Source organism: Paenibacillus sp. FW126-R14 (genome assembly GCF_058789495.1).
In genome coordinates, this window is sequence record NZ_JBYTBS010000060.1 from 1 (window position 1) to 23,033 (window position 23,033).

At 49.9% G+C, this 23,033-nt stretch carries 13 protein-coding genes; all 13 read right to left on the reverse strand.

From position 1 onward, the window contains the following. Positions 1-198: 198 nt before the first annotated feature. Positions 199-1,002, reverse strand: a complete 804-nt coding sequence (locus AC3WRW_RS27475) for a polysaccharide deacetylase family protein (protein ID WP_492549414.1) — start codon at positions 1,000-1,002, stop codon at positions 199-201. An 82-nt stretch (positions 1,003-1,084) separates the two neighbouring features. Then, entirely contained in the window at positions 1,085-6,001 is a 4,917-nt protein-coding gene (locus tag AC3WRW_RS27480; protein ID WP_492549442.1) for a sugar-binding protein, read from the reverse strand. Positions 6,002-6,159: 158 nt separating this feature from the next. Beyond that, the gene (locus AC3WRW_RS27485) at positions 6,160-7,728 is read right to left on the reverse strand and encodes an extracellular solute-binding protein (RefSeq protein ID WP_492549415.1); all 1,569 of its coding nucleotides are present in this window, start codon (positions 7,726-7,728) and stop codon (positions 6,160-6,162) included. A 207-nt stretch (positions 7,729-7,935) separates the two neighbouring features. Beyond that, positions 7,936-10,233 (reverse strand): helix-turn-helix domain-containing protein, encoded by a 2,298-nt coding sequence (locus AC3WRW_RS27490; protein WP_492549416.1) that lies wholly within the window; start codon positions 10,231-10,233, stop codon positions 7,936-7,938. Positions 10,234-10,326: 93 nt separating this feature from the next. Continuing rightward, positions 10,327-11,193, reverse strand: coding sequence for a carbohydrate ABC transporter permease (locus AC3WRW_RS27495; protein WP_492549417.1), 867 nt, complete (start codon positions 11,191-11,193; stop codon positions 10,327-10,329). A gap of 21 nt (positions 11,194-11,214) precedes the next feature. After that, positions 11,215-12,132, reverse strand: a complete 918-nt coding sequence (locus tag AC3WRW_RS27500) for an ABC transporter permease (protein ID WP_492549443.1) — start codon at positions 12,130-12,132, stop codon at positions 11,215-11,217. Positions 12,133-12,184: 52 nt separating this feature from the next. Further along, positions 12,185-15,478 carry a glycosyl hydrolase gene (locus AC3WRW_RS27505; RefSeq protein ID WP_492549418.1) on the reverse strand — a complete coding sequence of 1,098 codons (3,294 nt, stop codon included), beginning with the start codon at positions 15,476-15,478 and terminating at the stop codon, positions 12,185-12,187. 143 nt (positions 15,479-15,621) lie between these two features. Next, positions 15,622-16,527 carry a fumarylacetoacetate hydrolase family protein gene (locus AC3WRW_RS27510; protein WP_492549419.1) on the reverse strand — a complete coding sequence of 302 codons (906 nt, stop codon included), beginning with the start codon at positions 16,525-16,527 and terminating at the stop codon, positions 15,622-15,624. A gap of 45 nt (positions 16,528-16,572) precedes the next feature. Then, positions 16,573-17,337: an SDR family NAD(P)-dependent oxidoreductase gene (locus AC3WRW_RS27515; RefSeq protein ID WP_492549420.1), complete on the reverse strand. Its 765-nt coding sequence runs from the start codon at positions 17,335-17,337 to the stop codon at positions 16,573-16,575. Positions 17,338-17,361: 24 nt separating this feature from the next. Then, a complete protein-coding gene (gene ilvD / locus AC3WRW_RS27520; RefSeq protein ID WP_492549421.1) occupies positions 17,362-19,080 on the reverse strand; it encodes a dihydroxy-acid dehydratase in 1,719 nt (572 codons plus the stop codon). A gap of 18 nt (positions 19,081-19,098) precedes the next feature. Then, complete coding sequence (locus tag AC3WRW_RS27525; protein WP_492549422.1) at positions 19,099-20,586, reverse strand: M81 family metallopeptidase; 1,488 nt, start codon at positions 20,584-20,586, stop codon at positions 19,099-19,101. A 39-nt stretch (positions 20,587-20,625) separates the two neighbouring features. Continuing rightward, positions 20,626-21,951, reverse strand: coding sequence for an aspartate aminotransferase family protein (locus AC3WRW_RS27530; protein ID WP_492549423.1), 1,326 nt, complete (start codon positions 21,949-21,951; stop codon positions 20,626-20,628). A 91-nt stretch (positions 21,952-22,042) separates the two neighbouring features. Further along, positions 22,043-23,032 carry a sugar phosphate isomerase/epimerase family protein gene (locus AC3WRW_RS27535; protein WP_492549424.1) on the reverse strand — a complete coding sequence of 330 codons (990 nt, stop codon included), beginning with the start codon at positions 23,030-23,032 and terminating at the stop codon, positions 22,043-22,045. Position 23,033 lies beyond the last annotated feature (1 nt).

Here is a 23,033-nt window from a genome sequence, read left to right on the forward strand (position 1 = left end):
TTATAGAATATACCCCCTTATTTTTAGATCAGCTCCAAAAATATGGAAACCGCCACTGGTGTTATTGCACGTGTTGAGCATCCATCATCCTAATGATAACAACCGCCACTTCTGCACGGGCACTGAAAGCCTTTGGCTTCGCAGGAAGCACTGACGACTCACCTTAATAGATATAAATTTATCTATTCCAATCCAAACTTAACTCGTAAATGCGATTTGACTGCCGCCTTTGATTTCAACAATATGATTGTCGACTTGAAGCCATACGGATAAGGCGGAGGGATTATACACGAATTGACAGGAAGCTGAGAATTTAAGATTTTGAAATGCTTTTAGATAATCGACAATCTCAATATTCGTGGCATACCAGATATCCAACCTGTTCCCGATAAACTCACAAAAACTTTCTATCAAAGGCCAATTATGATCGTCATCGAACTCATAGCTGTGCCCCCATACATACATCATGTACAAATATTGCGTTTTATTTAAATTTACAAATATTTCCGCAAGATTCATCAAATCTGCCTTATGATGGCAGGTAGGCCCCCACTCCAACAAATCGTCAGGCATCGCAAATTGCCCCGTGCTGTGCACGGTTCTGGCATACTCGACTCCCAAATAAGGCAGCATCTCTTTAATGGCTTTGTTGTAAGAACCGTTAGGATAAGACATGCCTCTTACTGGATAACCAATCACTTTTTCCAACTTTTTCCTGTCTTCGAAAATTTCTTCTACGATTTGTTCCTTCGGACACCTGGCAATCGTAGGATGCGTCAACGTATGAGTGGAAACCTCATGTCCACGATACAGCGCTGCGACTTCCTGCTCCGATATGCGGTCACCTGAGCCAAGCATCCCCGAGTTGAGATGAAACGTTCCTTTCATGCCATACTTATTGAAAATTTCCACCAGCTTATAATCCGCCGTTTTACCGTCATCATAACTCATTGTCAACACTTTATGCTTTCCATGAGGAAAAGCCATCATGATTTTAGGCACTTCTCCAGCCCCTCCCCTTCATTATTTACTGCTATAAACACCTGCTCCCCATCAAGGGAGCAAGTGTTCAGGAATCTTTTTATCAACTGTTTACGATCACAATGAGTTTCCCGCTAACCGTAGCTCCAGCATAATTAGAGAGTTCAACTTGGTACTCATACGTACCTTTCGGTTTATTGCGGATCGCCTTTGTGACCGACTGCGCGCTCGGCGTATGATCGGCGAGCTGCTGCGTATCGATGAGTATGCCATTCTCATACAGGCGGTAATTCGTACCATTCGTACCCCACCACATATTCATACTGACGTTGAAGTTTCCGTCGCCATCCCAATTATCATGCGAAAGAACGGGCACCGCCGGTGCTGCTTGGGTAACCGTTACCGTATGCACATCGCTTCGTGTTGTACCCGATGCGTTGGAGAGCTCCGCATAATAACGGTAAGTACCATTGGGTCGGTACGTAACGGATGTGACGGTAGTTTGCGCATTCGGCGAATGCGCTGTGAGGGTCTGCGTATCGATCAGTACGTCATTCTCGAAAAGCTTATACGTACTGCCGTTATTTCCCCACCACATGTTCATCGTTACCGAGTACTTGCCGTCCAGAATTCCCGTATCGTACCCATTATCATCCGACAACACCGCTTTTCCAGGAGCATCCTGAGGATTCGGTTTCGGCGAAGGCTTCACCGTAACGCCCCCATTCCCCTCACTATGAAGGTAATATGTGGCATCATTCTGATTAAACGAAACTTGAACCGGATAAACCTTTTCCTGATTCTCGTTTGCTTGCAATTGGATGGTATAGTTTAGCAGCGCTATCCCATTCGCATCGGTAACAGCCGTTCCGATCGTATTCCCGTATACTGCAAAGGACACCGTTTCCCCGGCAATCCCTTGCCCATTCCTATCCTGCAGTGTAGCCCTTAATGCTACGGAATCGTTTAGCTTTCCTTCCGCGTTAGAAGCTGCCAATACCGTACTATCGTACAGTTTGAAAGGAATCGTTTGCTCAGCAAGATTCCCTGCCTGATCAACAGCTTGCACGTATAAGGTATGGTTCCCTTTGCTAGTCACGGGGGTGCCAGATGTCCAGACTTCCTCATCCAAAAGCGTGCGAACGGTTTGCAAGTCACCGTCTTCATCCTCGGCTCTCACGACTGGAATGACTTGATCCGTGTAGTTTCCCCCTGCCGTTACCCCTTCGATGGTGATGACGGGAGGCGTTGCCGCTTTGATCCATTGAACCGTTCTGAATTTCTTGGGATCTTTCGTTTCGCCAATGCCGGAGCCCCACTCGATATATCCTTTGCGACCAGCACCGTCGTTATCGTTAACAAGCAGCGAGAAGCTGAAGACTCCCTCTTTTTCCGGCTTGATCGGGGCAAGCTCTGACCATGGCAGCGCAAGCTCATAGACCGTAACCTTCTGCACGTCATCTCGCGAAATCTGCAAGGAACCGTTCGTTATAAGCTCCCTGACGCTGGTATTCGGCGAAAACCAACGAAAGATTTGCGGCCCTTGCGGGGTTTGGGATAGCCCAATTTCATACCACCCCGGATTCTCTCCAGGCAACCCTGCCATCAACGCAAACTGAACACTGTCGTTTTTCCAAATATCCGCTCCGCTTGCAGATGCGTAATTCACATCATCCATGATTTTCGCGGTCAAATAGAAATGATCGGCATCCCAGTTCACCCATACACTGCCGCTTAAATCCGAAGGGCCTGCATAATTTTGCATTTTTACCGTTCCTTGCGATAATTGGGCGACTGGCGGCGACGCAATGATCGCGGGGTCAGCCACGCCGTCAATCTGCAGGGTACCAGGAAGGATCGGATTGAAATCCAGCTTTCCGCCATAAACGAAAGATTCTTTTCCGTCGAATTGCACAGTCACTTGGGCTTGATTGCTGACGCCGTAATCAAACCCGCTGAGCCCAATGTCAAACGTCCTGGTCGTATCTGGAGGTACCACATCGTTCACATTCTGCATACCTGACTGCGTGCCAAACTGCCAATCGGCTTTCCTGACGGCTAGCCCTTGCTGCTTGGAATAGTTCTGAATTTGGATCCTCAATGCTTCCGCTTTCGTATCCACATCCTTAATAACAGGGATGATCCTTACACGATAGGAAGGGAGAGTCTGAACGGCATGCTTCAGTCTTCCGATTCGATTTCCATTCACGGTCAAGTCACCTGTTATATAGCGAGTGCCTTCCTTGCTGAGTCCAGGCAGGACGAATGGCTGCGACGTAATCTGACCCGCTCCCGCGTACAAAGCATACACGGAGCCTTCCACCGTAAATAAAGAAGTGATCGGCGATGCGGATGTATTATTCGTTTCCACTTTCAGCAGTACGGGCTCGCCAGTTACCGCCTCTGTCCCTGTCACAGCGAACGTCGCATTGGGCACGATGCCGTCAATGTCACTTTGGATATAGATGGGCTCCGAGGTTAATGTCATATACACTTTGCCGTTAAGCGGCGTAAAGGTTTCCGTATTCCCCATGATATCCGTGACTTGAATCGGCACATTGGTTTGAATCGCCGCCTGTATCGGGGTATTGGCCCAGACCACTCTAAGCTTCTGACCGTTTTTAACAAACTTGTAGCTGTATATATTCGAATCCGATGCCTCCCGCTCGACGAATGAGGCGCCTATCAATTGTCGGGTCATCGCCGCATAAGCCGCATAGGATGGCTTCGGCGCGAATTGACCTTTAGGATCGTCCTGGTACCGTATGAGACCAAAATTATTTTCACCATAATCAGCCTGCATGCCGTCGTTCATCAAATCGTACCAGAATATTTTCTCGACCCCAGCTCCCAGCGCCTGCACATAAGCCCGCACCAAATAATCCATTTGCGTTTTTTCGGGTACGCCTGTGCCCGTCGGCCAGCCGACTTCCGTAATCCAGACCGGTTTGTCTTGGCCTTGATTATATTGCCGGATCAAGTTCTTGGCATTAAGCACGTCTTGCAGCATGCCATCAGGTGTCTGATTGTACGGATGAATCGACACTGCGTCCATATATTGCAGCCCGCCTAGCCGGAATACCTCCTCCATCCAGGGGATGTCAACATTGGATGCCATGCCGACAACCGTAACGTCCGGTCTGGCGGCTTTCACCGTCTCATAAGTTTTCTTCAGCAGCTTGAAATAATAGTCGGGACGGGAGTCGGCAGGACCGTTTCCTCTGTCGCCGAAGCCACCGTTGAATTCATTATAGACTTCCACCCATTCCATCTGATTGCCGTACAAGTCCAATAAAGCCTTGCCGTAATTGGCAAATCCCTCACGGCCTTCATCCGAGTAAGGGGTGCTGTCCTGGTCATAGAAGGGATTCGTGAAATCGAACGTGATGAACGGCTTCAGTCCGTCTTGCTGTGTTTTCCGCATAAAAGCGTCACGGCCTGGCGGCTTCTGATATTTCCCTTTTTCGTATTCCACATCTACCCAGGTGATTTCGTCACGGAAATTTTTGGCCCCGGCACGTTTCAATAACTCGCTTAACTCCGGCGTCCATCCGTTGTTGGTTCTTGCCAGATGCGTAGACACGCCGAATGGAGAGTTGTTCACAAGGGTAGGGTCACCGGCGGGTAATCGAGCAAACGATATTTCCTGGTTTGTAATGATTTGACCCGCCTTTACAGCATCAACCGACAGCTTAAAATACCCTAACTGCTGAACGGGAATCGTCAAATTCAGCTGCCCGTCCTGCACCGCATTGCTGCCTTCCAATACGTTATGATCGAGATGATCGTATACACGCCAACTTACCGTGTCTCCCCTTGTTGCGAGCGGAAAGGATGCCGCCTCATTCGTCAGAAAGACATTCCCCATGCGGGACTGCTGGATCGACAAATCGGGGAAGGAGGATGTGGTCACAATGTTGTCCAAGCGAACCTCTCCGCTCGTTTTGCCCCCGACTAAGCCTGACTTCTCTGTGATAAAGCCGATGGCCTGGGCAGGACCATGCCACACACCGTCGTTCGCCCCGTTATAATGCAGATAGCCCGTGCCGCCGTTAAATTTATAAACATCAATTTTTTGCCAACTGCCATTCGGGGTCACGGCGATTTTCTGTTGATGCACCTGTCCCGTCGAATCCCTCATCAGCAGCAGGATGACAGAAGCATCCGTTGTCTTCACCCAGAATCCAAGCTTCTTAATCTCCCTCGGAGAAAAGCTTCTGCCCAGCGAAACCGCTTTGCCGTTAGGGCCAAAATCCATCGTCAGCTTGCCCGAAAAGCTTCCCTCCTTGAACGCCGACGAATCCCGGACGTAATCGACCTTGACCCCGGTCCCCGAGACTGCGCCTAATGTCCAAATATCAAAGGCGTTCTCAAAGTTGCCGATGGCGTCATCCCACAGCGGCTCTTGCGGCGGAGCGGTTGCGATCACATCGTCGATCCAGATATCCCCGCTCGTTTTGCCGCCAATCAAGTTGGACTTCTCCAGCAAAAAGGAGATGCCAGTAGCAGGGCCGTGCCATTTGCCGTCGTTGGCGCCACCGAAATACAGATAATTCGTGCCGATGTTGAAGGTGCTCATCTCGATCTTCTGCCAATTGGCGCCCGCTATCGCGATCTTGCGTTGATGCACCTGGCCAGTAGCATCAATCAACCGAAGCGTGACCGCGGAGGCATCCGCCGACTTCACCCAGAACCCCAGCTTGCTCATATCCACCGGCAGAAAATATTTACCGAAGCTCACATATTTGCCGCCCGCACTGAAATCGCCGTGCAGCTTTCCTGATGCGCTGCCGGATTTTGGAGATGACGTATCCCGAACATACGCACCTTGCGCTCCGGGAAACTCGGTGCCCAAGCTGAGACTCCAAGCCTCTTCCTCGCTTTCAAAATTGCCGATCGTGACGTCTTGCGAGATTTCCTCCGCTTGCGCCGTTGCCCCGTTTCCACTTGGCAAGAGTCCGTTCATAGGCCAGGCGGACAAGAGCAGAACCAGCAGCAGGCTTACCATCCACGTTTTCACTTTCAAATTCATTCACTCCTTCATTGTCATGTTTCATTCAAGGTCAACACACAAGAAAGCGCTTTCAATAAATGCCCCGATACGAACCTGATTCCCAAGGTCTCAACAACAAGAGGCAAAGCCAATGAATGAACCGTCACCGCCTTGCCCCGCCGGACTTACTTCTTGCCGCTGCGTGCCTTATAAGCTTCCGTCATTTCTTCGCTCATTTTGATCACATCAGCGTTGGTTTTCAGACTCGCTGCAAAACTATCCCATGCCGAGATCGGCTCCCGGCCCAAAATGACCTTGGTCTTCATGTCCTGCACTTTTTTATCCAGCTCGGCCAATACCTTCTGCGCGGTTGGCGAATACAGCCCGATACTGATGTCCGCTACGCTGGTCTTGGCGCGCTCGTCCTGAATCTTTTTATAAAGATCGTTAAGCTGCTGTGGGAAAAAAGGACTCGAGGTGCTGGCATACGGATCGGACACGTACACAATTTGATTAAAATCGGCTCCGTTATCCGCCTTCAGCTTCTCCGGATCGGTCACCTTGACGCCGTCCTTCATCGTATAGTGCTTGCCCTCGATACCGTAGCTTTGAATCGCAAATACATCATCGTTCATCCAGGTATCCACCAGCTTCAGAATTCGCTTCATCTTCTCCTCCGGCACCTTCTTCGGAATGGCCATGATGCCCGAGAAGCCCGGCCCTTTCGGATTGTAGCCGTTAATGCTCGTAACCGGATAGAAATCCTCCTGCTTGAAGTTCGGAGCAACCGACTTCAGCGGCTCATAGTAACTGAGCACCGTACCGGCTTTTTCAATCAGCATGCCCGCTTTGCCGGATTTGAACAGATCGCCCACCTGCGTCTGTTTCAGTGAAGCGAAATCTTCGGGAATCAACTTCTCCTTGTACGCTTTATTCAAATATTCAAGCGACTCGCGTGCTTCGGGCAGAAGCGGCGTGTAGACCAGCTTGTTGTCTACCAGTTTCCACTTGCCGTTCGCTTTGGTAAAGCTGCTCTCGAGCTGCCCCAATGTGCCCATCTTGTCCGCATCTACGAATGCCGCCAAGGGCACGGTATCGGTCTTGCCGCTTCGAGCCGGGTCCTTCTCTGCAAACGATTTCATGACGGTATACAATTCGTCCGTCGTCGTTGGCACCTTCAAGCCCAGATTGTCCAGCCAGTCCTTGCGGATCATGAAGAAGCTGTCCCCTTCCGAGGGGCGCGGACGCGGAATGCCGTAGTTGCCGCCATCCTGCATCTTCGTCAGTTCCCAGGCGGTAGCGGAAATTTTACCACTCAGATTTGGATAATTTTTGAAGTAAGGTGCAATGTCCCAGAACGCGCCTTGGCTAACCGCATTCCGGAATACCTGGCTGAACGGATCGTTGATAAAGATTAGCTCCGGAATATCGCCGGAAGCCAGCGTCACGTTCATCTTATCGGTATAGCTGTTGCCCGACACCCATTGAATTTTCAACTTCGAATTTGTCGCTTTCTCGATCGCTTGCTTGATTGGATTGTCGTCCGCAGCAGGCGTCGGCGACAACAGTGTCGTCATGATGCTGACCTCCAGCGGCGCTTCGTTGCCGCTGGCTGCCGTTGCTGCCGGTTTTCCTGTTTGGGTCTGTGCAGGCTTCTCCCCTGTGCCGCCGGAACAGCCCGCGATGGCGGTGCATAGTGCTGCAATGCCCGCTGTCGCCGCTGCCCTCTGGTTGAATGACTTTCTCGATTTCATGGTGATCCTCCCCTTCATCTCATTGGCTCAACCGCTGTTGCCCAGCATCTGCTTGTTGGCTCAGCCACTTTGAAATTAGGCCAACCGCGCCTTGCACGCAATAGGATTCTTTTGCAAACGCATAATCCGCATGCGTTGCACAACGTTGCAGGCTTTGCACAGCAAGATCAGCGGGAATTAGCGAAGCTGCGGCTTGCTGCCGTTGTCTCAGGAGCGATGCATATCCCGGAATTGGCCCGGGGTGCTTCCTTCGTATTTCTTGAATATGCGGTTGAAGTACGTATGCTGGTAACCGACGCGCTCGGCGATTTCGTTGATCTTGAGTTCCGTCTCGCGCAGCATGCTCTTGGCTTGATCGATGCGTATTTCCGTCAAATAGTCAATAAAGTTGATGCCCGTGACGGATTTGAAAGCGCGGCTTAACGTAAAGGGGCTGACTTCGAACTGGTCCGCGCACGAATCGAGGGAGATGGCGTCCATGTAACGTTCCCGTAAATAAAGGATGGACTTCTCCACAAGCTGCTTCAAATGGAAATCTTGTCTCCCGGTCAGCTCCCGAATAAACACGTTGACGACTTTCTGCTGAAGCCATGACCGCATTTCTTCAGGTTCCTTGATGAGCGCCAACTGTTCGAACAAATTGACGCCGCCGAACAAGTGAACCGGATTCATGCCCGATTGCAGCACCGCGTACCGAATGCTTCCAAGCAGTTGAAGCATGCCCTGCTGAACAGTTAATTCCGTCGGATTGCTGCCAGACAACGATTGCATGAATTGCCCGATCAGTTCCATCGCTTCGGCTTCCTGTCCGCTGCGCACGGCATGGACAATTTCCTTCTCCAACGCAAACGGGAAGCCAGCGTCCATCTGTGGGCTGGCTTTGAACAAGCGGTCCGTCTTAATGATTTGTTGTTCGTCAAGCAGATCGCGATAAACCAAAGCCTGTCTCGCCTCCTCGAACAATTGTGATAGTTGCTTCACCTGGTTCGTCCGCTTGCTGACAGCTATCGTAATCTGCATGTTCAGAATCCGTTTGATCGTTTGCATGGCTTCCTCGGCGAAAGCGTCCAACTCTTCTTCCAACGAGTGGGACGGGGAATCTTCCGGCAAGGACAGGAGCAGCCCGACCGAGAAGTTGTGAAAATTGATCGTCTCCGCCTGCTCGTAACGCGCACCCGTCAGTTCTTCAATAATATTCGTTGCTGCGAAGGTGACCAGTTCCTCGTCTCCGACCGAGAACCGGCCCCTCAAGTTGGCAAACCCTGTCAACTGAAACATAAGCACCACGTATTGCCGGTTCTCCGTGCTCCAGCCGTAATGTCGGAGCCGCTCGCGAAGATTGTTCTCCTGCAGCGAGTAGAAGTAGCCTTGCACCAGTTCCAGGAAAAAACTGTCGCGCAGCAAGGGCTGCTGTTCCTTTAATTTGACACGCAAGGATTCGCTTTCTTCGGACAAATGATGCCACCCCTGCTCCAATAAATCGAACTCGTCGTTCACCTCTTCGCCTTTGTCTCCCGAGATCAGCCGGACCAAACGTCCGACAGGCGAATAAATCCGCTTGGATAAAAACCAGGACACCAGTAAGGCAAGCAGCAGGCCGATGAAGCTGATGATTACAATCCACTTCGAAAGCAGCAAAACAGGCGCTGTGATTGACGTTAACGGTGCCGCGGAAATGTAGACCCAGGTGCTGCCGAGTCGTGACATTTCGCCGTAGGAGACGGAATACGTACTCTTGTCGTAATCGAACAAGAACGATTCCGATGTGCCGCTATGGCGGGCATACTCCTGCTGCAGGGCGTCAGCGAGGCCCGAAGGATTTCCCTTGTCGTGACCGGACAGCCGCCAACTGCCGTCCTTCGTCATTAGAAGAGTCGTGCCTTCATTGTATGGCGTCAGCGTGTCCAGAAGATTAATCAATTTATCCTCATTGATCGTCACCACGATGGCACCGAAAGGCTCCGAGCTTCCGCCGGGAATGGTATTGGCCAGCTTGAGCGTCTCGGCGCCACTGGCCTTGGCTTGGTTGGCAGGAATCCCTTGCCTCCAGAAGAGCGACTTCCGTTCATGGAGCAGCGATTCATAATGTTGCAGCTCCGGGGAATTGGATAAATACGCAAATTGGTCTTTATTAAACAAGACCGGACGTGGCTGGTCGAGAAATAAGTCAACCCGTTTCAGCAACGGATGCGTCCCTTCCATCACCAGCAGCGTCCGGTACAGGTCTTGAACCTTCTCGTAGTCGTGAGCGATGTTGAGCTCTCTCATCTTGTCATCAAATTTGGTGTCGAATGCCCAGTGGGAGATGGTCAACTCCAAATAAGCCAACTGGTCGGCGATATTGTCCGCACGTTGTGTAATCTGGCTCTGATGCAGTCGCTGCAGCTCGCTCGCCATCTTATTGGAGGCCAACTCGTAAATGCTGATCCCGATAATAAGGCCGGGAATACTTGCGGCCAGCAGCATCAAGGACAGGCTTTTACGAAAAAAACGTTTGTTGAACACGCGACTTCCCCTCCCAATCCCGCAAAATTCACTTAAAGTTCGACAGCGGTAGCCTTAATCTTGCATGATTCAGGCTATAGGTCAAGTGAAATTTTAGCCTTTGATCGAGCCGACCATCGCTCCTTTGGCAAAGTGCTTCTGCAGGAAAGGATACACTGCGAGTATCGGGACGGTGGCGATGAGGACAGCCGCCATCTTCAACGTCTGTGAGGGAGGCGTTACGGTAGACATCTCAGCCCGAAGCTCCGAGTTGTCCGCATTCAGCAGCATGTTTTGCAGCATCACCTGAATCGGCCATTTTGTCGCGTCGTTCAGATAGATCATCGCAGCGAAAAATTGGTTCCAATACTCAACGGCATAGAATAACCCAAACGCGGCAAGCGAAGGGAGCGACAGCGGCAAAATGATGCGGAACCAGATCGTCAGGTCGTTGCACCCGTCTATGGATGCGGACTCTTCAAGCTCGACCGGCACGCTGTCGAAAAATCCCTTCATTAATATCACGTTCCAGCCGCTTGCCAAAGCGGGCAAGATGAGCGCCCACAGGCTATTGATTAACCCGAATTGGCGAACGACCAAGTAGCTTGGAATGATGCCCGGACTGAACAGGATCGTCAGCAGAATGCCAAGCAGTATCACCCGTCTGCCCCGCAATCTCTTGCGGGAGAGCGCATAGGAGAGCGCGGCAGTCACGACCAGGCTGAACGCTGTGCCCACAATCGCGAGGTAGGCACTCACCCCGATCGAACGTGAGAAAGCTTTCGTAGACAGTAAATATTTATAAGATTCGAACGACCATTTCTCGGGAAAAAGAATAAAGCTCTTCCGTAGAAACTCGGACGGATCGGTGAACGATACGACGAATACATAATAAATTGGAAAAAAGGTAACAAGAGCAGCAAGCCCCAGCAGCGTGATATTCAAGACATTGAACAACCGTTCCCCGGTATTTGCTTTCACATCGAATCCTCCTTGTAGGCTTTAATATACGCCTTCCTCGCCCATTTTTTTGGCGAATCGGTTGGCCAGCACGACCAGCAGCAAGCCGATAACGGACTTGAACAGCCCCACGGCCGCACTGTAGCTGAACTGCCCCTGTTGAATGCCGACGCGATACACATACGTATCGAATACTTCCGCGACTTGCGACACAGCTCCGTTATACATCAGGAACACCTGCTCGAAGCCTACGTCCATCGCGCGTCCCAGCCGCAGAATCAACAGGATGATAATGACATTGCGAATCGCCGGAAGCGTAATGTGCCACATCTGGCGAAACCTGCCCGCTCCGTCTATTTTCGCTGCTTCATACACCTGAGGATCTATACCGGCCATCGCCGCCAGAAATAAAATCGTACCCCAACCGCATTCCTTCCAGATCGATTGCAAGGTCAGCATAATCCAGAACATATGCGGATTGGTCAACACATCGATGCGGCTAGCGCCTAGCATCTCCAATATTTTATTGACCAAGCCATCGCCCTTGCCAAATAACTGGAACGTAATCCCCGCAATAATGACCCACGACAAAAAATGCGGCATATAGACGATCGATTGCACCGTCCGCTTGAACACCACGCTTCGAAGCTCGTTCATGAGCAAGGACAGTGCGATCGGAAGCGGAAAAAAGAAAATGAGATTCATCAGGCTGATCGCCATCGTATTGCGAAACAGCAGCATGAAATCCGGCGTGGAGAAAAACCGCTGGAAATGCTCCAGCCCTATCCACTCACTCTTCCATATTCCAGCAAACGGAGAGTAATTTTGAAAGGCAATGACCACGCCCCCCATCGGCACATACTTAAATATGAAGAAAAAGACAAGACCGGGCAATGCCAGCAAGTACAAGTATTTGTCCCTGCGGAGATCTCGCCTCAGACCTCGAAGCCAGTTCGTCATCCCGCGACGGCGGCCTGTGGCGCCCTCAGCCTTCATGTGTAATGTCTGTATCTCATTCATGGTTCCACACCCTTTCTTGAACCGGTTTGCTAACGTGCTCGGCATAATCGAAATATCTGCCTTCCAGCAATCCGATTAACGTATTCGTCACGATGATCTCCACCGTATTTGTACCAGCATGCAGTAATTCCGTATTCCCCGTCCAACGGTAGGGCAGCCAGGGGCGGACCCCCAGAGATTGTCCGTTTACAACGACTTCGGCACAGTCATGAAAATGAGGGTCCCAGCCGCTTACGTTCAACTCAAATATCGATTCTTCCGGCAAGGCCGTGAGCTCGAACGTTCGTCTAAACGATAAATCGCCGGCATAGTAAGGATACCCTTGGTATGGCCCGCCTTGTACGGGCTGCCTAGATAACGATGCCGGACGGAGAACAGGCCGCTGCTTATCATCAAACACCACTTGAAAAGGGCCGGTTATATACAAGGCGTCGAGCAGACCGTCTCCGTCCCGACAGATTTCTATATCGACTTCCAGCAAATTGACGCCCACTTGCAGATAATCCTGAATGTCCTGGGAAATGTTTCTGTGGTCATAGAGAAATGTCGGTTGGAAGAGGTCCCGATCCAGCACATGCCCGTTCACTCGAATCGTCGCTGTGCCGGAAATTGTGCCCAAATCCATGAACAAACTGCTGTTCTCCAGCCATTCCTCGACGATAAACTCCGTCTCGTAATGAGCCCGCAGCGGGTAGTCCATGCACAATTTCATGGGTGTTCCGAATGTTTGCCACGTTGTAACCGGCAATGCGGCAGCTTCGGAGAGGTCAGATACTTGATCGATAAAGGTTTTGACCTGCACACGCGTTCCTTCCGTAACCCCTTCTTTCGAACCTGTCTTGCTGCTTATCGTCATTCGGAAGGTGTCAAAGCGAACCGTATTCGCGGACAAGGGACGCAGCTCCCATAGCAATGACGCATCAATATCTAATTTATAAGGGGGCGACTTTACCTTGTCGTCTGCCGGCAGCGTACCCCCGCCCCTTGTAATCTCAATCAGCCTGGCACTGTAAGGTTCCATCTGCAGATCCATGTGACATACGCGATCGAAGAACGCTTGATGCATTAGATCGCCAACGTCGCCATCATCGAGGGATAATTCCCGAAATCCCACAAATTGGCATCCTTCTCCTCCCCCCCATACATGAGAGTTCACCTGAAGCTTGACATCCCGCTGCGCTTCTTCCTGATTGCTTATAAAAACCAGAACCTTGTCGGCGGAAATACGTCTCACCTGCATAAGCAATCCCCATTCGCCGCAAACAGGTAGCAATTGAACGGGCAAAGGTTCGAGCTTATTTAGCTGCGCGGAGAGCATCTCCATGACTTGTTCCGTCTCATCTTCAGCATGAAACGGCAGATGGTAGGCAGTCCCACTGCCCTTTGACCAGGTAAGCTGATCTTGCCGCTGCTCGTGCGGGCTCCAAAATTTTGCTTCCCAGGTCCCGGTCACACCGAAGACTTGCTCCATTCCCGAACGATCCGCTCCCTGAGCCTCAATGGATTCATAAGGAAGCTGCCCCATGCTGATGACCGTGCCCCCTTGCTCTACAAATTGCTTGATTTTCTCCCAAGCGTTGTTTTCCAGATTTGTCATAGGAGGCAGCACTAGCAGTGAATAGCAAGCTTTACCCAGCTTGATCGTGCCGCACGCGACTTCCGCTTCCACAAGCAATTCCGGATCAAGATGATCGAAATCTCTGCCATCCTTTGTCATCCGGTTGCAAATGCTCATCCACCAACGCTTTATATGCGCCAACTGCGCTTTTTCTTCAGTACGTTCGCCGCTATAGGAGAAACCGTGAAACGGATTACCGAGTCGCGTCCACAACGATGTCACCGGCTCCAGAACCGCAGCCGAAATGACAGCTTCCCCGGTGCTCATCACATAGCTAATGCGGCCCACATAATCGCTAAGCTTGCGGAAATGCTTCCAGTACGGGTTTTGCAAAAACTGCGAGGGCGGCGCATCATGCTGGGCAAGCCCGTCGATCGTGTAGAAAAAAGCATGGAAATTAAACATATTCGTTCCCTGCGCAGCCATGCGGTCGATCATCCAGCGAGCATCCTGCAAGGTCATCGACCAGCCCACGCTGTGAAAGCATTCAATCAGATTCCGTTCCCGATTCAATTGTCTGGCCAACGAACTGATCATTTTGGGATTGCAGCGAAAATGCTCCGCTTGCGCATTCAAAATCCAGTCCAGTGACCTTCCAAGCTTCTCGTGAGAGCTGTCGCCCGCCGGAATATGACTGAATAGTTGCGTCGTATGCCGAACAGACGGCACTTCAGCTACATATTGCAGTCCATACCGCTCGCACCAATCATGAACTTGCTGATGATACGATTCCCGCAGCAGCAAATGAACGGATTGATAGTAATCGTACTTGATTTTAACTCCTTCAGCTGTATCCGGGTGAATCAGAGCGTGTAAATGCTCCACCAAATCATAGCCGCAGCGCTCCTTGAAATAAGCCGGCAATTGAGGAGACCACGGCATATCACCTAATAATCCGATTTCATCCGTAAACATCCCTTTGATTGTCGTCCCCAAGTGTTCGCCCAAATAAGCCACATATTTATCATGCGTCAACCGAATAAACGTTGCCATCGCTTCCTTGTTGCAAGGATCTACGAAGGTGCCATAATATTTGAAATCCTCCAATTCCTTTTCCTGTACGATTAATACTTCCCATTCTCCGGGCGGAACCTGCCAATCCAGCTTCTGAATAGTTCGGTACGTAAAAAATCGTTTTTGATTATAGGCCGTCAACCCGGCCTTTTGAAAAATTTGATCGGCCTGATGGTTGCCAATCATAGCGCGAATAGACATCGCCTGATTCCATTGCGGCTTGCCATTTGTCACCGGGGCGGCTTTGGCATATAGAATTCGCGCCCAAGGCAGCTCCAATGACAGATGCTCGCCTCCTCTAGCACGATGTGACGTGCGGGCTAACGTATAGTGTTTAGCCTCCGGATGCTCCAAAATCACTTCCCCGCCGGCAATCCCGCTTGGGTAAGGGTACTCGTCATATAACCAAACGTGCAGCCCACATGCTTTAGCCGTCTCTACAGCAACCCGCACTTTCTGGAACCAGGCATCGGATAAATAGGGGATTTTCAGCCCCTGTCTCGCGCAAATGAAGAACCCTCCCAAACCTTGCCTAGCCATTTCATGGATTTGGCAGATGAGCTGCTCGTCCTCCAGTTCCCCGTTCCAGAACCAGAAAGGGTGGATGCGGTCATCCGCTGTAGGATTCTTGAATCTTTCCATATCGAATAACATGGCGGTAACCTCCTGATTGAACAATTGATGCCTAAGATGTTCTAACTATAGAATGCAGCTTTTCTATCCACAATAAGATTCTCTTGCGTTTTAGCCTTTCTCCAGCTTAGACATTCTTGCATGCATTCGACATCCTTGCATACCTATTCAGCGACCATACGATTGGTCAGTATGCCCAGCTTTTCAATTTCGATCGTGACGACGTCTCCATGCTGCAGATACACTTGCTTTTCCGGAGGATATCCCATTACAACACCTTGCGGAGTCCCCGTTAAAATAATATCGCCGGGAACGAGAGTCATATGCTGGGAAATGTAACTGACAATCTCATTGCACCCGAAGATCATATCTGACGTATTCGAGTTCTGGCGAACCTCGCCATTTACTCTGCAAGTGATTTGGAGTTGATTCGGGTCACCCACTTCATCAGACGTTACTAAGTACGGACCCAGAGGAGAAAATTTATCACAAGATTTGCCTAGCAGCCATTGCTGTGTGCGCATTTGTAAATCACGAGCGGACAAGTCGTTGACATTGCAATATCCAAACACATGGGAAGGCGCTTCATCCTTGGTTATGTATTTAGCTGTTTTACCAATCACTATTCCTAGTTCCGCCTCATAATCGACTTTTTGCGAAACGCTGGGAAGCGGTACTTCCTGACCATGACCTGTCAATGTATTATTAAATTTATTAAACAAAATTGGGAATTGTGGAATCGGCGAATTCGTTTCTTCCGCATGTTTGCGATAATTCAGACCTACACAAATGATTTTGCCCGGATGCGTCACACAAGGTCCAAGAGTTAAGGTAGATTCTTGAAGCAGGTAGTCTTTCTTTTCATTCAATAAACGCAAGGTAACATCCACGTGTTGACGAAGAATTTCTAAAGATCTGCTCCCCCCATCAATGACTTCATGTATGGTCGTAGGAATTCGTTTTTCTGTCGATCCGTCAGATAATAATGTCGCTGCTACATCCAATACCCCATGCGCTGTCTTTACACCTAGTCGAAATTGGTTATTTTGAATAAAAGTTAATAGTTTCATAGCTTCTTACCTCCCTGATGATTACAAAAAAAGGGGATAGGCATGCTAATGCATGACCCATCCACCATCTACATTGAGTGTTTGTCCCGTGATTGCATCGCTATCTGTGGAGGCCAAGAACACAAACGCCCCTTCCATATCTGCTCCAACTATCCTTCGCTTGATGGACTGTTCGTTCATCAGATACGCCGATCCTTGCTGCTGCGCTTCTACAGAACCGACTTTTTCGAGTTCGGTTTCAGTCAAGATCGCACCTGGTGTAAGGCAATTGACAGTAATGCCATGTTCGCCTACTTCTCTTGCCAACGCGCGGGTCAGACCAACAATGGCTCCTTTGGAGGTGACATAGTGGGCGAAATTTTTCTGCCCGGTAAAAAAAGTAACCGAAGAAACATTGATGATCTTCCCATAATTCTGCGCTTGCATATAAGGAAATACAGCTTTGGCCCCAATAAATTGCGACCTCACATTGACGGCCATCACATGGTCCCATTCCTCCATACTAATTTCGAGCCAGTTTTTTCTGGGGTCGATGGCGGCATTGTTGACCAAGATGTCAACAGTTCCATACTGCTTCACTGTTTCCTCAACCAGCCGCTGGAATTCATTTTCCTTGGAAACATCCGCACCGCATGCAAACGCAGTTCCTCCATTGGCTTTTATTTCGTCAACTACCCCTTCAGCTAACTGCGGATTGCTTACATAGTTGACGACCACCTTGGCGCCTTCCGCAGCATAACGAAGGGCGACCGCTTTACCGATCGACCTGGCCGCTCCTGTAATGATGGCCACTTTACCCTCTAATTTCATTCAAACTCCTCCTTGTACGCATGGTTAAATCATCGATCCGCCTTCTAGTGCTGAACGAGCCGTACGCGTATATTGCGCCAAAGCACCGCGATGGTTCATCACCGGAGCCACCCATTGCGATTGCCTGATGCGAAGCATCTCCTCGATTGCTTCCGGCGATCTGTGCGAGCCATCTGTTCCTACGATGGAAATGCTGCGACTAGGAATATCGATGCAAACGAGATCCCCGCTTTCGATGAAGGCAATCGGTCCTCCATCCAATGCTTCCGGACATACATAACCTACACAAGGCCCGCGCGTAGCTCCAGAAAATCGTCCGTCAGTAACAAGCGCTGTCGTTTTAGATAAGATAGGATCAGAGGCGATCAATTCAGAGATAAAAAACATTTCAGGCATTCCGACAGCTTTCGGACCTTGATACCTAATCACGATGACGTCGCCAGGTTGGATGGTTTTACGAACCAAAGCGTCCACCGCATCGGCTTCGGCTTCAAACACCTTGGCTTTTCCTGTGTGGATCTGCATGTCATCGACGACAGCAAATTTCTTGATAGTCGACCCGTTAGGCGCCAGATTGCCTTTTAACACGGCAAGCGCACCTTCTGGCTTTAATGGTTTCTTGATGGAGTAGACCAGGTCCCGACGGTTTAATTTATAATTGGCTAGAAACATTTCCGCAAAACGGGGCATTTCGTTCAATCGGAAATCCTCAAGGTTTTCACCTACTGTTTTTCCCGTCACCGTAAGCACATCTAAATGCAAATAGTCCCTTAACTCTTCCATCACAAAAGGAACGCCTCCCGCATACCAGAACAGCTCCGTAGGGTAATGTCCAGCGGTCTTGGTGTCGACAAGAACAGGAATTTTCTTATGGATGCGATCAAATTCGTCTACGGAAAGTGTAATCCCGATTTCCCTGGCAATCGCAATGAGATGCATCACCGCATTTAAAGAGCCACCAATGGCGGAATGAATCATAATCGCATTCTCGAAGGCTTCTTTAGTTAGAATAGCCGAAGGCGTTATATTTTTTTCCGTAAGATACATGATCTGTCGACCAACCGATCTGGCCGCTTTGCGAATTTCCGCATTCGTCGCTGGAATTAATGCCGTCCAGGGAAGCGCCAGGCCCAGCGCTTCGGACATCACCTGCATCGTTGCCGCTGTGCCCATGTATTGACAGGCGCCGCAAGTCGGGCAGCACGCACGCTGGAACGCCAGAAACTCCTCTTTCGTCATTTTATTCTCCGACACTTCAACACTCATGTGCCACAGTTCCTCATTGGAACGCATGCATGGCCCCGCTCCCATCGCGCCGCCGGGCAAGTGAATCGCAGGAATGTTCAACCGGGCAATGGCCATCAAATGAGCGGGAACCGCTTTGTCACCTGCGGAAGTTAAAACCATTGCGTCAAAAGGGGTGGCCAACGCATGAATTTCAACCATGGAAGCAATTAAGTCTCTGGACGCTAAGGAATAATGCATGCCATTATGCGCTTGTGCAATGCCGTCGCATATATCCGTTGCGGTGTACACCGCTGGCTTGCCTCCACTTTGCAAAACGCCTTTTTCCATTTCATTTACCAATTCACCCAAATGATAGGAACTGGGATGGCTGGACCCCTGTGTGCTCTCCACAAGCACCTGAACTTTGTCCAAATCCTCGACGGTCCAATCCATCGACATGCGCAGCGCATCGCCCTCAAAACTGATTTTTCTTATCTGTTGACTTTTTAACTCCATACAATCCACCTTCTCGGTTTAAGTTAGTTGCCAGTTAAAATCATCGTCGAATGGATAAAAAGGGCGCTCAATTTTCCAAAAGTGCAGCGTTTTCAAATTAGCCGTGCTAACCCCCGGCGTATCTATAATGAAAATGTGATTAGAGATTTTCTCGTAATCGGCGCGGAACTGATTAGCCGACTTCACGAGGATTAGATCTGCCTCCAGCGGTTCCAAACCAACAGAGCGATACATGGCGGGATCGCCTGTGAAAACCGGATTTTCTGTGATTAGCAGCGAAATCTTCTCGATCTGCAAGACAACACAGCGCCCCATCTTCCCTTGCGTATTCGCAGCAAATCCACCCTTGAAAGTAAAAATGCCGTCGCTGATCCTTTTCACGATACCTTCAACCTTCATCGGCTGGCCTTGTTCCGTATTCACCGTGTATCCGATGGTTAGTTCAACGGTGCGGCCTACTCCCTTTTCAATCGCTTTCGCAACTGCTGGAGCGTCGACTACGGTAAGCAGACAATGAAGCTGCTTCTGGGCACCTGCCTTCAGCAGCTCGGCGAGTACATAATTGCTATCCCCCGTTGCCCCGGCGCCTGGACTGTCAGCAGAATCCGAAATCACGATCGGCCGTAGGCTCTTGTCCTCTAGTGCCATACGGATCACTTGATCCGTTTCATACAGCTCAATGTCAAATTCATGCCGTTTCGCCCAAGCCATCTCGCATAATCGTTCTACTTCATGACGGCCTTCTTCGGGATTCTCGCAAACAACGACAACGCCAAAACCCAATTCATCGACATCGATCCACGGTTGTACCGGAAACAAGGAAGTAACCATCGAGCGGCCTGCTTGCTCTCCTTTTTGAGCCTCCATAAATAGGTCAGCCATAGGGCCGTGGGTAGTTTGCATATTCTCAGCTGGAACAATCATCGGTATTTTTTTGAAAATAAGATGTGGACGAATGTTCGTGTCAATGATTGAAAAAAGCAGCTTTGCCGCATCATAAGCCGTCTCAAAAAAATCAATGTGCGGATACGTTTTGTAGCCGACGACTCCATCGATATTGTCGATCATTTTGTTCGTGACGTTGGCATGATGATCCAGCGTAATGACAATGGGCACATCACTTCCCACTTCACGCCGGATATCATTTAACATATCCCCTTCCACATCGTCGCAATCTTCACCGACCATGGACCCATGGAAAGCTAACAGAATACCGTCGCATTTCCCTGCTTGTTTGATTTGCTCCAGTAATATCGCTTTCAACTGCCGCCTGGATTCCGTCTCAATAGCCCCCCAGGATACCGCATTGGCATACATGCTGGGTACGATTTCAACTCCCTGTTCCTTACACGACTGAATAAATCCGCTAATTTCGTTTTGGCTTCCAGCTAATTTCAAGACATCTTGACCGATTAAATAACTATGAGTGTGAAAATGCTCAATTTTACTTTTAATAGGACTCCATGTATTACTCTCTTGCATAATTCCGCCAATTACGATTCTCATCGGAGTTCCTCCATTAACTTCAAAGTCTGCGACACACGATTAGATCTTTTCCTTTGAACGCAAGTGAACCAAAACGCGATCTACAGAACGCAATGTTTCTTCAATGTCAGATTGTTGGTGTGCGGTGGAAATGTACCACAGACCATTCGGACGGAGTAAGATTCCTTCGTCGAGCATCAACTCTGCGAAGCGGGCATATTTGGCAGCGTCGCGTTGGTTAAAGGTCTCGAAATCATTAACCTCCAACGTGTCGATAAATATCATGTTAAGCACAGGGCCGATGTGGTTAACTACGCCAGAAATATTGTGTTTGACGAACAAGGAGCGGATGCCATTAGCCAGCTCGTTAAAAAGCTCTTCCATTTGGTTATAAGCAGCTCCGTTGTTTAGGGAGAGGTGGCTTATCGTAGCGATAGCTGCAGCAGTAGCAACGCAGTTGCCATTCAGTGTTCCGAGATGGCTCACTTTGCCCTCATCCACGAGCTTCATAATCTCAGCTTTACCAGCTACTGCACTGATGGCGATTCCGCCCCCCATCGCCTTACCGACAACAACTAAATCTGGCAGGATACCGAATCTTCCGTGAGCGCCGCCCAAGCCAAGTCTGAAACCGGTGATCACCTCATCCATAATCATGACGATATTGAGCTCTTCGGTCAGCTTGCGGATCCCTTCAAGATAGCCTGGCATCGGCTGTATGCAGCCGGAATTGCACATGACCGGTTCAGTAATAACGGCTGCGATTTCATGACTGCGGGTACGTAGGATCGATTCTAATGCCGCAGGATCATTCCACGGCAGAAGAATGATATCATCCAGACTGTTTTCACTTTGCCCGAATGTCCCTGGAGGGATACGGGATACCTCGACGTCGGCAGCTTTTTGACTCATGTCTGAGCTGGGGAAAGAAGTGAAAATCGAATCCGACCAACCATGGTAATGGCCATGGAAGCGAACGACCTTTGTTTTGTTCGTGAATGCGCGAGACAATCGCAGCGCCAGCATGACGGCTTCCGTGCCGGAGCCGCTGAGTGCTACTTTTTCAGCGCAAGGAAGCACGGTTGTCAGCAATGCAGCCAGCTCAATTTCACCTTCATGCTGTAGACCGAAGGTATACCCATTGCGTAAGGCTTGATGTACGCTTTCAGTCAGACCGTCATGCGCATGACCTAGAATTAAGGGGCCGTACGCAAGCAAATAGTCAATGTACTCATTTCCGTCCACATCCCGGATGCGAGCCCCTTTCGCTGACTTTGCATACAAGGGAGTTGGTTTCATCGACGCCCGTAAAGAACTGGCTACTCCGCCTGCAAGATGGTTTTTGGCTGCTTGAAGCTTGGTTATGGATTTCTCATAGGCTCTCATTGGGATAACTCCTTGTCAGCAAATTAGACTATGACGTTCTTAGACACGTACAACGCAGGCCCGTCATACTTGGTGTATGGCGGGCCATCTTTTACTTGCCGCTTTGTAAATTCAATTTTTGCAGAATCCCCCGCAAATGCTCCGCACCGCTTGCAATCCTTTCTTCCATTTGCGCCACATAAGGTATTGCTTCGTAGGCATCGATTGTTGGCAGCTCCCCGGAGGCAAGCTTCTGCTCTACTTCCTTTACGAGCTTGATATATTGTCCGAATTCATAGGGCGTCAAGCCAGGGTTTGGAGTAAACCAATCCTGCTCGAACACCGGGAATTCAAAAATCCACTTGTGATCTTCGATCGACAAAGTCAAATCCGGGTTATATTCACCCAGAATGGCAATGATGCTCGCGAGATCGACAATCCCTTGGCCGGGCGCCTTTCCTTGCCTGCTGACGCCATTCTCCGAGAAGAAGACAATGCCATCCTTGATGTGGGTCAAGTGTGTATAGGGAGCGACCCGTCTGGCCGCCAGTACAGGGTCTTCCGCATTCACGAGCGTATTCCCGGTATCGAGATTTACGCCGCATATATCCGCACCGACGGCTTCAACGACATGCAAAATATCGAAAGTGGAGTCGCCGTGATTCTCGAGATTGATTCGGCTGCCGCACTCCTCCAGCACCGGTCTCAAGCTTCGCACGAAATCCGCACTCTTCGATAAATGCGTGTTCCATGGAACGGGGTGTTTGTATCGTTCGTCATTGCGGCTGATTATCCCCGCCAACTCATGCCAGCCAACCTTAGCGAAGGCTTGAATATCCTGGATCATCGTGGTTCTCACTTCATCTTCCGATTGCTGGAACAAAAGCGGGTTGCACATCCCTACGGAAACGTGAATATACATCCCAAGTGAATCGGCGTAATCCTTTAATTTCAATAGTTCACCCACATCGCGCGTACTGCTTAATCCGCTCATGCCGCCAAACTGCACGCCTTCCAATCCTCGTTTGTGGGCATAATCCAGACACTGATAAGGATCCAGGTTCAATTCCCGAAGTGTAAAGCTGTCGATTCCTATCCTCAAG